This is a genomic window from Streptomyces sp. NRRL F-5126 (genome assembly GCF_000721265.1).
In the GTDB taxonomy this organism is placed as follows: domain Bacteria; phylum Actinomycetota; class Actinomycetes; order Streptomycetales; family Streptomycetaceae; genus Streptomyces.
In genome coordinates this window covers 109101-123337 of record NZ_JOFZ01000004.1, presented here as the reverse complement: position 1 = coordinate 123337, position 14237 = coordinate 109101, and the positions used below count along the sequence as shown (strand labels likewise).

General features: G+C 73.0%; 12 protein-coding genes and 1 pseudogene. 10 read left to right on the top strand and 3 right to left on the bottom strand.

Going from position 1 to position 14237, the window contains the following annotated elements:
• Positions 1 to 14: 14 nt before the first annotated feature.
• A complete protein-coding gene (gene katG / locus IH48_RS0108985; RefSeq protein ID WP_030901541.1) occupies positions 15 to 2237 on the bottom strand; it encodes a catalase/peroxidase HPI in 2223 nt (740 codons plus the stop codon).
• Positions 2238 to 2414: 177 nt separating this feature from the next.
• Here katG and IH48_RS0108980 point away from each other — a divergent pair, with 177 nt between their 5' ends.
• The 7 genes and pseudogenes from IH48_RS0108980 to mug all read left to right on the top strand — a co-directional run bounded on the left by IH48_RS0108980 (position 2415) and on the right by mug (position 8709).
• Positions 2415 to 2846, top strand: a complete 432-nt coding sequence (locus tag IH48_RS0108980; protein WP_030901539.1) for a Fur family transcriptional regulator — start codon at positions 2415 to 2417, stop codon at positions 2844 to 2846.
• A gap of 50 nt (positions 2847 to 2896) precedes the next feature.
• A pseudogene (locus tag IH48_RS33085) lies at positions 2897 to 3315 on the top strand (GNAT family N-acetyltransferase).
• 130 nt (positions 3316 to 3445) lie between these two features.
• Positions 3446 to 4792, top strand: coding sequence for a hemolysin family protein (locus tag IH48_RS0108970; RefSeq protein ID WP_030901537.1), 1347 nt, complete (start codon positions 3446 to 3448; stop codon positions 4790 to 4792).
• Positions 4789 to 5802 carry a hemolysin family protein gene (locus IH48_RS0108965; RefSeq protein ID WP_030901535.1) on the top strand — a complete coding sequence of 338 codons (1014 nt, stop codon included), beginning with the start codon at positions 4789 to 4791 and terminating at the stop codon, positions 5800 to 5802. Before IH48_RS0108970 ends, IH48_RS0108965 begins: the two co-directional genes overlap by 4 nt.
• Positions 5803 to 5870: 68 nt before the next feature.
• Entirely contained in the window at positions 5871 to 6644 is a 774-nt protein-coding gene (locus IH48_RS0108960; protein WP_030901533.1) for an SGNH/GDSL hydrolase family protein, read from the top strand.
• A 53-nt stretch (positions 6645 to 6697) separates the two neighbouring features.
• Positions 6698 to 8137 (top strand): adenylosuccinate lyase, encoded by a 1440-nt coding sequence (purB, locus tag IH48_RS0108955; protein WP_030901531.1) that lies wholly within the window; start codon positions 6698 to 6700, stop codon positions 8135 to 8137.
• Between the two features lie 5 nt (positions 8138 to 8142).
• Positions 8143 to 8709 carry a G/U mismatch-specific DNA glycosylase gene (mug, locus tag IH48_RS0108950; protein WP_030901527.1) on the top strand — a complete coding sequence of 189 codons (567 nt, stop codon included), beginning with the start codon at positions 8143 to 8145 and terminating at the stop codon, positions 8707 to 8709.
• Positions 8710 to 8740: 31 nt separating this feature from the next.
• Here the strand turns inward: mug and IH48_RS34315 are convergent, their stop codons facing one another.
• Positions 8741 to 9190 carry a hypothetical protein gene (locus IH48_RS34315; RefSeq protein ID WP_051839432.1) on the bottom strand — a complete coding sequence of 150 codons (450 nt, stop codon included), beginning with the start codon at positions 9188 to 9190 and terminating at the stop codon, positions 8741 to 8743.
• A gap of 170 nt (positions 9191 to 9360) precedes the next feature.
• Between IH48_RS34315 and IH48_RS0108940 the strand changes: the two genes are divergently transcribed.
• Positions 9361 to 10518, top strand: coding sequence for an ROK family transcriptional regulator (locus IH48_RS0108940; protein WP_030901525.1), 1158 nt, complete (start codon positions 9361 to 9363; stop codon positions 10516 to 10518).
• 168 nt (positions 10519 to 10686) lie between these two features.
• Here IH48_RS0108940 and IH48_RS0108935 read toward each other — a convergent pair whose 3' ends face one another.
• Positions 10687 to 11454: a GntR family transcriptional regulator gene (locus IH48_RS0108935; RefSeq protein ID WP_030901523.1), complete on the bottom strand. Its 768-nt coding sequence runs from the start codon at positions 11452 to 11454 to the stop codon at positions 10687 to 10689.
• A 433-nt stretch (positions 11455 to 11887) separates the two neighbouring features.
• Here IH48_RS0108935 and IH48_RS36925 point away from each other — a divergent pair, with 433 nt between their 5' ends.
• Together IH48_RS36925 and IH48_RS0108925 are read left to right on the top strand one after the other, a co-directional pair.
• Complete coding sequence (locus IH48_RS36925) at positions 11888 to 12487, top strand: GNAT family N-acetyltransferase (RefSeq protein WP_030901520.1); 600 nt, start codon at positions 11888 to 11890, stop codon at positions 12485 to 12487.
• A 40-nt stretch (positions 12488 to 12527) separates the two neighbouring features.
• A complete protein-coding gene (locus tag IH48_RS0108925; RefSeq protein ID WP_030901517.1) occupies positions 12528 to 14210 on the top strand; it encodes a DUF885 domain-containing protein in 1683 nt (560 codons plus the stop codon).
• Positions 14211 to 14237: the final 27 nt, after the last annotated feature.

Sequence of the window (14237 nt, the reverse complement as noted above, 5' to 3'; positions counted from 1 at the left end):
CACCGGTGTGCGGATCAGGCGATCTCGAAGCGGTCCAGGTCCATGACCTTGGTCCACGCGGCGGCGAAGTCGCGCACGAACTTCTCCTTCGCGTCGTCGCACGCGTACACCTCGGCCACCGCCCGCAGCTCGGAGTTGGAGCCGAAGACGAGGTCGGCCCTGGTGCCGGTCCAGAGGACCTTGCCCGACGCGTCGACGGCCTCGAACCCGTTCGCGTCGCCGGCGACCGGACGCCACGTGGTGTCCAGGTCGAGCAGGTTGACGAAGAAGTCGTTCGTCAGCACGCCCGGCGTGGCCGTGAGGACGCCCGTCGCGGACCGGTCCGTGTTCGCACCGAGCACCCGCAGGCCACCGACGAGGACGGTCATCTCGGGGGCGCTCAGCGTGAGCAGGTTGGCGCGGTCGACGAGCAGGTACTCCGCGGGCAGCGTGCTGCCCTTGCCGCGGTAGTTGCGGAACCCGTCGGAGAGCGGCTCCAGCGGGGCGAACGACTCCGCGTCGGTGGACTCCTGCGTCGCGTCGACGCGGCCGGGCGTGAAGGCCACCTCCACCGCGTGGCCCGCGTCACGGGCGGCCTTCTCGACGGCCGCCGTGCCGCCGAGCACGATCAGGTCGGCGAGCGACACGTGCTTGCCGCCCTTGCCGAACTCTGCCTGGACGCCCTCGATGGCGCTCAGCACCGAGGCGAGCCGCTCCGGGTCGTTGGCCTCCCAGCCGCGCTGCGGCTCCAGGCGGATGCGCGCGCCGTTGGCGCCGCCCCGCTTGTCGCTGTTGCGGAACGACGAGGCCGAGGCCCAGGCGGTGAAGACCAGGTCGGCTGTGCTCAGGCCGGCGCCGAGCAGCTTCTCCTTGAGCGCCGCGACGTCCTCGGCGGTGAGCGCGGGGCCCTCGGCCTCGGGCAGCGGGTCCTGCCAGATCAGCGTCTCCTGCGGCACCTCGGCGCCGAGGTAGCGCGTCTTCGGGCCCAGGTCGCGGTGGGTCAGCTTGAACCAGGCGCGGGCGAACGCGTCCGCGAACTGGTCCGGGTTCTCGAGGAAGCGGCGGGAGATCGGCTCGTAGACCGGGTCGAAGCGCAGCGCCAGGTCGGTCGTCAGCATGTTGGGCGCGATCTTCTTCGTGGCGTCGTGGGCGTGCGGGACGGTGCCCTCGCCCGCGCCGTCCTTCGGCTTCCACTGGTTGGCGCCGGCGGGGCTCTTGGTGAGCTCCCACTCGTAGCCGAAGAGGATCTCGAAGAAGCTGTTGTCCCACTGCGTGGGCGTGTCCGTCCAGGTCACCTCGAGGCCCGAGGCGATCTGGTCCGCGCCCTTGCCGGTGCCGAACGAGTTGCGCCAGCCCAGGCCGCGGTCCTCCATCGCGGCGGCCTCGGGGGCCGGCCCGACGTTGTCGGCAGGGCCCGCGCCGTGGGTCTTGCCGAAGGTGTGGCCGCCCGCGATGAGCGCGACGGTCTCCTCGTCGTTCATCGCCATGCGGCGGAAGGTCTCGCGGACGTCGCGCGCGGCGGCCAGCGGGTCGGGGTCGCCGTTGGGGCCCTCGGGGTTGACGTAGATGAGGCCCATCTGCACCGCGCCGAGGGGCTCCTCGAGGTTGCGGTCGCCGGTGTAGCGCTCGTCGCCGAGCCAGGTCGTCTCGGGGCCCCAGTAGACGTCGTCCTCGGGCTCCCACACGTCCGCCCGGCCGCCGGCGTAGCCGAACGTCTCGAAGCCCATGGACTCCAGGGCCGCGTTGCCTGCGAGGATCAGCAGGTCCGCCCAGGACAGGTTCTTCCCGTACTTCTTCTTCACGGGCCACAGCAGGCGCCGGGCCTTGTCGAGGCCGGCGTTGTCCGGCCAGCTGTTGATCGGCGCGAAGCGCTGCTGCCCGGAGCCCGCACCGCCGCGGCCGTCGCTGATGCGGTACGTGCCGGCGCTGTGCCAGGCCATCCGGACGATGAGCGGCCCGTAGTTGCCGAAGTCGGCGGGCCACCAGTCCTGGGAGGTGTGCAGCACCTCGACGATGTCACGCTTGACGGCCGGCAGGTCGAGGGACTTGAACGCCTCGGCGTAGTCGAACCCCTCGTCCAGCGGGTTGGACACCTGGGGGTTCTTGGCGAGGATCTTCAGGTTGAGCCGTTCCGGCCACCACTGCCGGTTCCCCCCGCCCTGCGTCGGGTGCGGGGCGCGGGCGGTGTGCACGACCGGGCAGCCGCCCACCTCTTCGGTCTTCGGGTCGGTGACGACGGCGTCGGGGTTCTCTGACATGGAATTCCTTCCGGACCGGGCGGATCGCGGCGGATCGCGGTGCTCGGGTTTGTACGGACGGTGGCGACCGGGCGGACGAGGTGGTTTTCCCTGTCCCTTGGCTGGTACCGGAAACGATCCTACGATGGACTCTGTCCAAGTCAAGAAGTGCGCCAGTTTCGTGAAGGGGTGGACCGAGTGAGCGACCTGGTGGAGCGACTGCGCGGGCAGGGGTGGCGGATGACCGCGCAGCGGCGGGTCGTCGCGCAGGTGCTCGACGGCGATCACACGCACCTGACCGCGGACGAGGTGCACGCCCGCGCCTCGCGCCTGCTGCCGGAGATATCCCGCGCGACGGTCTACAACACCCTGGGCGAGATGGTCTCCCTCGGCGAGGTCATGGAGGTCGCCACCGACGGCCGCGCCAAGCGCTACGACCCCAACGCACGCCGCCCGCACCAGCACCTCGTCTGCTCGGGCTGCGGCACGATCCGCGACGTCCACCCCTCCGGCTCGCCGCTGGGCGACCTGCCGGTCGCGGAGCGGTTCGGCTTCACCGTCACTGAGGCGGACATCACCTACCGCGGCCTGTGCCCGTCCTGCGCGGCCGCCGCCACCGGCGCGGCGTAGCGGCGCGGAAACCGTTCGCCTGCGGGCCGCCGTTCTGGTTGGTTCGTCCCATGAGCGATCTCGACATCCGCCGCGCGACCCTCGCCGACATCCCCTCCGTGCTCGAGTTCTGGCGGCTGGCCGCCGAGGGGACGAGCATCAGCGACGACCACGACGGGGTGGCCCGGCTGATCGCGAGGGCCCCGAGGCCCTGCTCCTCGCGGAGCGCGAGTGAAGTCTCGCCGGGAGCGTGACAGCCGGGTTCGACGGCCGGCGGTGCTGCGCCTACCGGCTGGCCGTCCATCCGGACCACCGCCGCCAGGGTGTCGCCACCGCCCTGCTGGAGGCGGCGGAGCGGCGCTTCGCCGCGCTCGGCGGGCGGCGCGTCGACGCCCTGGTGCTGGAGGACAACGTCCGGGCCCACCACGCCTGGGGCGCGGCGGGCTACCGGCGGGAGGACCACTGGCGGCGCTGGGTCAAGCCGCTGTAAGCCCTGGCCCGGGGTCCGGCCCTGCAGCCCTTCCCATCCCTTTGCCTTTTCTTTACCATCGGGCGTACTGGGCGCCGGTACCGAGCGCGCCGCACGCGGTTGACCGATCATGGGGGACGGAGGTGAACCGTTGACCGAGGTGCTTCTCCTCGCCGTGGCGGTGCTGCTCTCGCTGCTCTGCGGTGCCTTCGTCGCGGCCGAGTTCTCGCTGACCACCGTGGAGCGCGGCGACCTGGAGCTGGCCGCGCAGCGCGGCGAGCGGGGCGCGGCGGGTGCGCTGCGCGCCGTACGGTGCCTGACGTTCCAGCTCTCCGGCTCGCAGCTCGGCATCACGGTGACCAATCTGGTCGTCGGCATGCTCGCGGAGCCGTCCGTGTCCACGCTGATCCGCGGCCCCATCGAGGCGGCGGGCCTTTCGCGCTCGGCGGCGTCCTCCCTCGCCCTGGTCATCGGGACGGCGCTGTCGACCGTGTTCCTCATGGTCGTCGGCGAGCTGGTGCCGAAGAACTGGGCGATCTCCTCCCCCGTCGCCGTGGCCAAGGTCGTGGCGACCCCGCAGTCGTACTTCACGAGCGTGTTCAAGCCGTTCATCAGCCACCTCAACAACATGGCCAACCGGGTCGTGCGCGGCTTCGGACTCGAACCCATCGAGGAGCTCGCGTCCGCCCGCTCCCCGCAGGAGCTGGTCGCCCTGGCGCGGCACTCGGTCAAGGAGGGCGCGCTCGAGCCCGACACGGCCGACCTGTTCGTCAGGACGCTGAGCCTGCCGGAGCTGACCGCGGAGAACGTGATGACCCCGCGCGTGCAGGTCGTCGCGCTCGACGCGCAGGCGACGGCGGAGGACGTGGCGAACGCCACCAGGGCCACGGGGCTGTCCCGCTTCCCCGTGCACCGGGGCGGCCTCGACACCGTCGTCGGCACGGCGCACGTCAAGGACGTCCTCGCGGTGCCCGCCGACGAGCGGCCCCACCGCCCCGTCACCGCGCTGATGCGCGAGCCGCTGCTCGTGCCGGAGACCCTGCCCGTCGACCGCCTGCTCGACCGGCTCACCGGGCGCCGCACCATGGCCGTCGTCATCGACGAGTACGGCGGCACCGCGGGCGTGGTGACGCTGGAGGACATCGTCGAGGAGGTCGTCGGCGAGGTGCGCGACGAGCACGACCCGCACGAGACACCCGACCTGGCGCGCATCGGCGAGGACGCGGACGGCCGTGCGCTGTGGTCGGCGGACGGCGCCGTGCGGGCCGGCCGGCTGGCGGACATCGGCCTGCGCGTTTCCGACGGGCCCTACGAGACGCTCGCGGGTTTTGTCGCCGCCGAGCTCGGCCGCATCCCCGCCGAGGGCGACACGGCCGCCACCGCGGACGGCTGGCTTCTGGAGGTGTCGGACGCGCGCGGCCGGCGCGCGGCGCGTGTGACCCTCAGGGCGCCGCTGCCGCCGGCGGCGGGCGCGGACGGGGACGAGGTGGGCGCGTGACCGCCGTCCAGTTCGTCATCGCCGTGCTGACGCTCGTGGTGAACGCCTTCTTCGTGGGCGCCGAGTTCTCCCTCGTCTCCGTGCGGCGCAGCCAGATCGAGCCGATGGCCGAGGACGGCGACAAACGCGCGCGGCGCGTCATCTGGGGCCTCGAACACATCTCGGCGCTGCTCGCTGCCGCGCAGCTCGGCATCACGCTGTGCACCCTGGTGCTCGGCATCGTGGCGGAGCCGGCCATCGCGCACGTCCTGGAACCGGCCTTCCACGCGATCGGCCTGCCGTCGGGCGTGGGCCACACCATCGCGTTCGTCATCGCCCTTGTCGTCGCGACGTACCTGCACATGCTGCTCGGCGAGATGGTGCCGAAGAACGTGGCCCTCGCCGGGCCCGCGCGCGTCGCGCTGCTGCTCGGCCCGCCGCTCGTGGCCCTGTCGCGCGCGCTCAAGCCGGTGATCTTCGCCATCAACGCCTTCGCCAACGCACTGCTCAAGGTGGTGCGGGTGGACGCGAGGGACGAGGTCGTCTCCGTGTTCTCCGACGACGAGCTGGGGCGCCTCGTGACGGAGACCAGCCACGCCGGGCTCCTCGACGACCGCGCGTCCGAGCGCCTGCACGACGCGCTGGAGCTGGGCAGGCGCCCGGTGCGCGACGTGGTGACGCCGCTTGAGCGGGTCGTGTCCGCGCGGTTCGGCGTCTCGGCGGAGGGGCTTGAGGAGCTGTCCGCCCGGTCCGGTTTCTCCCGGTTCCCCGTCGTCGACTCGGCGCGGCGGATCCTCGGGTACCTGCATGTGAAGGACGCCCTGGACGCCGTGGACCGGAACCGGCCGTTCGCGGTCGCCGACATGCGCCGCATCGCGCGCGTGAGGGACGCGACGCCGATGGACGACGTGCTGACGGCGATGCGCCGCGGCCGCACCCATCTGGCGGCCGTACTGGACGAGGACGGCAAGCTGGAGGGGCTCGTCACCATGGAGGACGTGCTGCGGGAGCTGGTCGGCAGGCACAGCTGAGCGGGCGGGTGCGGGGACGGCCGAGGCGCGACCTGGCGTTGCTACCGCGCGGTAGGATCATCGTCGTCATGGAGACGATGGACGAGTACACGAGCTTCGTCGCCGTCGGTGACTCCTTCACCGAGGGCATGTCCGACCTGCTGCCCGACGGCTCGTACCGGGGCTGGGCCGATCTGCTCGCGGCGCGCTTCGCGCAGCGCACGCCGGGGTTCCGCTACGCGAACCTCGCGGTGCGCGGCAAGCTGATCGGCCAGATCGTCGACGAGCAGGTGGACGCGGCGGCCGCGATGACCCCGGACCTGATCACCCTCGTCGGCGGGCTGAACGACGTGCTGCGCCCGAAGGTGGACATGGGCCGGGTGCGCGGGCTGCTCGAAGAGGCCGTCGAGCGGCTTGCCCCGGCCTGCAAGCAGCTGGTGCTGATGCGCAGCCCCGGCAGGAACGGCCCGGTGATGGAGCGGGTGCGGCCGCGCATGGAGGAGCTGTTCGCCCACGTGGACGACCTCGCCGCCCGGCACGGCGCGCTCGTCGTCGACCTGTACGGGACGCCGGTCCTGGCCGACCAGCGGCTGTGGGGCGTGGACCGGCTGCACCCGACCGCGGAGGGGCACCGCAGGATCGCCGAGGCCGTGTGGGAGACGCTCGGGCACGAGGCGGGGCACGACTGGCGCGCCGCGCTGCCCCCGCACGTGCCGCCGGGTTGGCTGCTGCGGCGCGGCAGCGACCTGCGGTTCGCGAAGCAGTACCTGTGGCCGTGGATCGTGCGCCGGGCGACGGGCCGCTCGTCGGGCGACGGGCGGCCGCCCAAGCGCCCCGAGCTCGTGCCGTACGAGCCGTCCTGACCAGCTCCGAGGCCGTGCGGGCCCACCCACTGCTTGACAGTAAAATCGCGGGTGTGACAGCCCCCGCGAAGCCACGCATCCCCAATGTCCTTGCCGGCCGCTACGCCTCCACGCAGCTCGCCGTCGTCTGGTCCCCCGAGCACAAGGTCGTCCTGGAGCGCAGGCTCTGGCTCGCCGTGCTGCGCGCGCAGCGCGACCTCGGTATCGACGTCCCGGAATCGGCCGTGGCCGACTACGAGCGTGTGCTCGACGAGGTCGACCTGGCGTCGATCGCCGAGCGCGAGAAGGTCACCAGGCACGACGTGAAGGCGCGCATCGAGGAGTTCAACGCGCTCGCCGGGCACGAGCAGATCCACAAGGGCATGACCTCGCGCGACCTCACGGAGAACGTGGAGCAGCTGCAGATCCGGGTCTCGCTCGAACTGATGCGGGAGCGCACCGTCGCGGTGCTTGCGCGGCTCGGGGGGCTGGCCTCCGAGCACGCGGCGCTCGTGATGGCGGGCCGCTCGCACAACGTGGCCGCGCAGGCCATCACGCTCGGCAAGCGCTTCGCGACGGCGGCCGACGAGCTGCTCGTGGCCTACGCCCGGCTGGAGAACCTGCTGGAGCGCTACCCGTTGCGCGGCGTCAAGGGCCCGGTGGGCACCTCGCAGGACATGCTCGACCTGCTCGGCGGCGACTCGGCCGCCCTGGCCGACCTGGAGCGCAGGATCGCCGGGCACCTCGGCTTCGCCCGCGAGTTCACCTCGGTCGGGCAGGTCTACCCGCGCTCGCTCGACTACGACGTGGTGTCGACGCTCGTGCAGCTCGCCGCGGCGCCGTCCTCGCTGGCGAAGACGATCCGCCTGATGGCGGGGCACGAGCTCGTCACCGAGGGATTCAAGCCCGGCCAGGTCGGCTCGTCCGCGATGCCGCACAAGATGAACACACGCTCCTGCGAGCGTGTGAACGGCCTGATGGTCATCCTGCGCGGCTACGCCTCGATGACCGGCGAGCTGTCGGGCGACCAGTGGAACGAGGGCGACGTGTCCTGCTCCGTGGTGCGCCGCGTCGCGCTGCCGGACGCGTTCTTCGCGTTCGACGGTCTGCTGGAGACCTTCCTCACCGTGCTTGACGAGTTCGGCGCGTTCCCGGCCGTGGTGGCGCGCGAGCTCGACCGCTACCTGCCGTTCCTCGCGACGACGAAGGTCCTGATGGCCGCCGTCAGGGCGGGCGTCGGCCGGGAGGCCGCCCACGAGGTCATCAAGGAGCACGCGGTGGCGTCGGCGCTGGCGATGCGCGAGCAGGGCGCGGAACGCAACGAACTCCTCGACCGGCTGGCGGCCGACGACCGCATCCCGCTCGACCGGGCGGCGCTGGACGCGCTGATGGCGGACAAGCTGTCCTTCACGGGCGCTGCGGGCGACCAGATCGCCACGGTGGCCGGGCGGATCGAGGAGATCGTGAAGCTCCACCCGGACGCCGCCGGGTACGCGCCCGGATCCATCCTCTGACGCGGATGGCCCACTCGCGCCGCGTCACACCCGCCGAACTCGAAGCCGCGCGCGGCCGCCTCGTCCCCGACGTGGCGGCGCCGGGCCTGCGCGTGCTGTTCTGCGGCATCAATCCGGGCCTGCTGTCTGCGGCCGTCGGCCACCACTTCGCACGCCCCGGCAACCGCTTCTGGCCGGTGCTCCACCTGTCGGGCTTCACGCCGCGCCTGCTGCGCCCCGACGAGCAGGACGAGTTGCCCCGGTACGGCCTCGGCATCACCAACGTCGTGGCACGGGCGTCGGCGCGGGCGGACGAGCTGTCCGGCGCGGAGCTGCGCGAGGGCGGGGACGTCCTGCGCGCCAAGGTGGAGCGGCTGCGGCCGCGCTGGCTCGCGGTCGCGGGCATCACCGCGTACCGCACGGCGTTCGGCGACGGGTTCGGCGCCAAGAAGGCGCACATAGGGCGCCAGGACCTCACGATCGGCACGACGAGGGTCTGGGCGCTGCCCAACCCGAGCGGCCTGAACGCGCACTGGACGGTGGACACCATGGCCGAGGAGTTCGCGGCGCTGCGCGCGGCCTCGGAGGTCTAGGCCGCGCCGACGCGCCCTGGCCCCGAGGCGGTCAGGGCGGGTCGGTCGCGGTGACCACCGCGACGAGCGTGCGCTCGTGGTCGGCGCCGAACCCCGAGACCCCTATGGCCGTCCAGCGTCCTTCCCGCTGCCACACGTTCAGCACCGGCATGCCGTGCGCCAGTTGACGCCACGGCTCGGGCAACGTCTCGCCCGCCGCCTCCCGCAGCAGCAGGCCCGTCAGCGCGATGGTGTCCGGCTCCTGGCCCCACAACGCCCGCACCGCGGCCACGAGGCGCTCGCACTCGGCGTCCTGCCGCTCCGCCTTTGCCCGCGCGTCGGCCACATCGCCGTCCCAGACGGGCGTGGAAGCCAGCTCGGCCCAGTGGTACAGCGGCGCGCTCACGACACCGCCCGTCCTCGACGGGGCCGCGGGAAAGGGCCGCGCACGCAACTGCTCGACGACGACGGCACGCTCGGCGGCACGGGCGCTGGCACTCATGCCCCCAGTAAACCGCCCCGCACGGACAATGTGTCAGCCCGTCAGCCGTCCGGGCGCCGCCGACGCGGCGCGATCTTGGGCCGGGTGCCCGACAGGGACCGCCGGCGCTCGCTTCCGCAGGCGACCAGCGAGTAGCATCCGGGCACACCCGTACGGCCAGGGAGGGCACAGTGGGGCGGCTGACCGGCGGAGACCCTTCTCTGCTGCGGCGGATCAACTCCGCCGTGGTCCTGCACGCCCTGCGGGACTCGGCCCCGCTCACACTCACCGACCTGAGCGGCCTCACCGGGCTTTCGCGGCCGACCGTCGAGGGCGTGGTGGACGACCTCATGGCGGGCGGGCTCGTCGTCGAGGCTCCCGCGGAGGACGGCGAGGCGCGGCGGCAGGGGCGTCCGGCCCGGCGGTTCCGCTTCCGGGTGGAGGCCGGGCACCTGCTGGGGATCGAGATCGGCCCGCACCGGGTGGCCGCGCTGCTCTCCGAGCTCGACGGCCGCACCGTGGGCTCGGGACAGCGCGACGTGCCCGAGTCGGCGGACGCCGACGAGCGTCTCGACCGGGTGCGGGCCGTGGTCGCCGACGTGCTGCGCCGTGCGGGCGTGGCGCGCGGATCGCTGCGGGCCGTCGGCGTGGGCAGCCCGGGCATCGTGGAGGCCGGCGGCACGGTGCGTCTCGGCACGGCGCTGCCCGGCTGGACGGGGCTGCCGCTGGGCGACCGGCTGCGCAGGTCCTTCAAGTGCCCTGTCGTGGTGGAGAACGACGCCAACGCGGCGGCGGTGGCCGAGCACTGGAAGGGCGTCGCGACGGGTTCGGACGACGTCGTCTTCGTCCTCGCGGGGTTGAGCCCCGGCGCGGGTGCGCTGATCGGCGGCCGGCTGCACCGGGGGTTCGGCGGGGCGGCGGGCGAGATCGGGGCGCTGCACCTGCTGGGCCGTGAGGCGAAGCCCGAGGCATTGCTGTCGACGACGGGCGAGCCGCTGCACCCGCTCGACGAGCGGGCCGTGACGCAGGTCTTCGCGCTCGCCAAGGACGGCGACGCGCGGGCGGTCGAGGCGATGCGGCGCTTCACCGGGCGGCTGGTGCACGACGTGGCGGCGCTCGCGCTCGCCCTCGACCCCGAGATGGTCGTGATCGGCGGGTGGGCGGCGGGGCTCGACGGCGTGCTCGAGCCGCTGCGCCACGAGCTGTCCCGATTCTGCCTGCGGCCGCCGCGCGTGGAGTTGTCGCTGCTCGGCGAGGCGGCAGTGGCCACGGGAGCGCTGCGCCTCGCGCTCGACCATGTCGAGGAGGAGCTGTTCGCGGTGGAGCGGACAGTGACGGCGCGCCGCTAGACCTGGCGGCATCCAGGAGGCTGCGCGGACGCCGAGGCTTCCCGGCGCCGGTGACGGACGTCAGGCTCCGCCCGCTGCGGCGCCCGGGAGCGGACCGGCCGCTGCGGAGCCACCGCACGCGCCCCGCCCCGAGGGCTCACCGTGCGGCGTGCGCGGCGAGGTCCGTGTTCAGGAGGCGCGGCGCTCCGGCTGCGGGTCGTCGCTGATCTCGACCTCGCCCGTGTCCCCGAACGTCAGCCTGCACGTGTCGGCGCGGTACGTGGCGAGGGAGACGGCGGCGGTGCGGCCGTCCACGAGGTAGCGCGTCGTGACGACGAGGACGGGCGCTCCGGGCAGCCGGTCGAGTTCCCGCGCGTCGTCCGCGCGGGCCGAACCGAGCTCGACCGACCTGTCCTGGCCATTGGCCCCGGCCCGCTGGAACTCGCGCAGCACGCTGCGGGCCCTGGCAGGTCCTGACGGCGTCTCTATGGCGGGAAGGTCCGGCACCGAGGCGGCCGGCACGTAGAGCAGCTCGGCCGCCACGCACTGCCCGTGCGTCGAGCGGACACGGCGCACGGTGTGCACCTCTTCCGACGGGCCGGTCTCCAGCAGACGCGCCACCGCGGCCGGCGGGGCCGCGAGCGCGCAGTCGAGGGGCTGCCAGGCGTCGTCGGAGGCACCGGGGCCGCCCGTCCCCGTGGTGGACACGTCGACGCCGAGCCTGGGCGGCGCCACTGTCGTGCCGACGCCGCGCCTGCGCTGCAGCCGGCCTTCCAGCTCAAGCTGTTCCAGCGCCTGCCGCAGCGTGGCGCGGGCGACGCCGAACCTGGCGGCCAGCTCGCGTTCGTTCGGGAGGATCTCGCCCACCGTGAACTCGGAGTCGAGTGCCTCAGCGAGCACGGTCTTGAGGTGCCAGTACTTCGGTTCCGGCACTGTCTCCAGCTGCGTGGTCCCCACCCTGCGCCTCCGCGATCGCCGTGTCCGGGCAGGATTCCATGCCCTTATTTATTAAAGGTTCCTGCACTAAAAGTGACGATAGAACTCCCGGAGGACTTGGTCAAGACCAATGCGCCCGGAGACGGGAGCGTTCCCATCGGGCAACGCTGCGCCCCCGCGCCGTCACCAGGCCCCGACGCCCTCTCGTCACGCACACGATCCGCAGGGATACTTTCCGTGGCCACGCAACGGCGCGGGGCCGGACGGGAACGTCCCGACACGCGTCTCAGTTGAAGAGGCGGATGAACCGTCACCCCGGGGCTGCGCGTCCGTCAGATTGACCGTCAGATGCCAAGAACGGCTTGAAATGACACAAAGGCAAACAAAGCCATCCTTAACCTCTCAGACACGATCTGTTCGTGGCGACGAAACGCCCGTCGGCCACAGTGACGTCATGAGCCGGCCGACGCATGGACAGCAGACCGCCTGCCCGCCCACGGGCGGGCACTGCGCACACGGCGGGCACGGCGGGCGCATCGCGGTGCGCCCGGTCCGCGAGGCGGATCGCGCGGCCGCCGTGGGGCTGCACGGCCGCTGCTCCGCGCGGACGCTCCTGGCGCGCTACCGGGGCCCCGCGGACGGCGCGGACGGCTACCTCGGGCATCTGCTCAGCCCGCGGTTCGGCCACACGCTCGGCGCCTGGACGGCCGGCGGCCGGCTGGTGGGGATGGGGCACCTGCTGTGGGACGGGGACGAGGCAGAGGTGGCCGTGCTCGTCGAGGACGCCTGGCAGCTGCGCGGCATCGGCACGGCGCTGCTCGAACGGCTGACGGCGCTCGCGGCGCACGCCGGCTACCCCGACGTCTACGCGGTGACGGGGACTGCGGACCGTGGCATGGCCGCAGCGCTGCGCGGCCTCGGACTGCCGCTCGACCGGCGGGTGGAGGACGAGGCGACCGCGGTCCTCACCCTGACGCTGGGCCGCGCGACCGTCCGCGCGCCGGCGCCCGACGACGCGGGCGTCCTGTTCGAGGCGGGCAGCCCCGAGCACTGACCACGTGACGCACGGCCCCCGCGTCGTGGAGGATGTCCGCATGTCAGACACAGCCGGCAGTGCGCTGCCCCGTCAGGTCGCCGACGCCTACGTCGACGCACTCATCGAACTCGACCCGATCACCGGCACCTACCTCGGCGTCAAGGAGAGCAACGGCCGCCTCCCCGACTTCTCGCCCGCCGGCGCGGCGGCCCAGGCCGCGCTGAACCGCGCGACCCTCGCCAAGCTGGACGAGGCGGAGCGGCGGCCGGGCGCGGACGCCGACGCCGAGCGGCTCTGCGGGCGGCTGCTGCGGGAGCGGCTGACGGCGGAACTGGCCGTGTACGAGGCGGACGAGCACCTGTGCGCGGTGAGCAACATCCACTCGCCGGCGCACAGCGTCCGCGAGGTCTTCACGCTGATGCCGACGCAGTCCGACGAGGACTGGGCGGCCGTCCTCGACCGGCTGGGCGCCGTGCCCGCGGCGCTCGAGGGCTACCGTGCCTCGCTCGGCCTCGGCCTCGAGCGCGGCCTCAAGGGCGGCCCGCGGCCAGCCGCGACGTTCGTGGAGCAGCTCACCGAATGGGCCGGCGAGGAGCGCGGCTGGTTCGAGGAGTTCGTCGCCGACGCGCCCGAGGCACGCCGCAAGGAGCTGACGGCGGCGGCGCGGGCGGCGACGGCGGCCGTACGGGAGCTGCGCGACTGGATGCGGGACGTGTACGCGCCGGCCGTGGCGGGCGCGCCCGACATCGTGGGCGCCGAGCGATACGCGCGCTGGTCGCGCTACTTCAACGGCACGGACCTGGACCTCGACGAGGCTTACGCGTACGGCTGGTCCGAGTACCACCGGCTGCTGGCCGAGATGCAGAAGGAAGCCGCGAAGATCCTGCCGGGGGCCACACCCTGGGAGGCCCTCGCCCACCTCGACGAGCACGGCAAGCACATCGAGGGGGTCGACGAGGTCAGGGAGTGGCTCCAGGGCCTGATGGACGAGGCCATGGACGCGCTCGACGGCACCCACTTCGAACTGGCGCCCCGCGTGCGGAAGGTGGAGGCGATGATCGCGCCTCCCGGCGGCGCGGCCGCCCCGTACTACTCGGCTCCGTCCGAGGACTTCTCCCGGCCCGGCCGCACCTGGCTGCCGACGATGGGCGAGACGCGCTTCCCGGTCTACGACCTGGTGTCGACGTGGTACCACGAGGGTGTCCCCGGCCACCACCTGCAGCTCGCGCAGTGGACGCACATCGCCGACCGGCTCTCCCGGTACCAGGCGACCGTCGGCATGGTCAGCGCCAACGCCGAGGGCTGGGCGCTGTACGCGGAGCGGCTGATGGACGAACTCGGCTTCCTGCCCGACGCGGAGCGCAGGCTCGGCTACCTCGACGCGCAGATGATGCGCGCCTGCCGCGTCATCGTGGACATCGGCATGCACCTGGAGATGGAGATTCCGGCGGACTCGCCGTTCCACCCGGGCGAGCGGTGGACGCCCGCGCTCGCGCAGGAGTTCTTCGGCATGCACAGCGGCAGGCCGGCCGACTTCGTCGAGAGCGAGCTGGTGCGCTACCTGTCGATGCCGGGGCAGGCCATCGGCTACAAGCTCGGCGAGCGTGCCTGGCTGCTCGGCCGGGAGAAGGCGCGCGAGCGGCGGGGCGACGGCTTCGACCTGAAGGCGTGGCACATGGCGGCGCTCTCCCAGGGGTCGCTGGGGCTCGACGACCTGGTGGACGTGTTGTCCGAGCTCTGATCGACGGGCCACGGGGCGGCCGGCTGC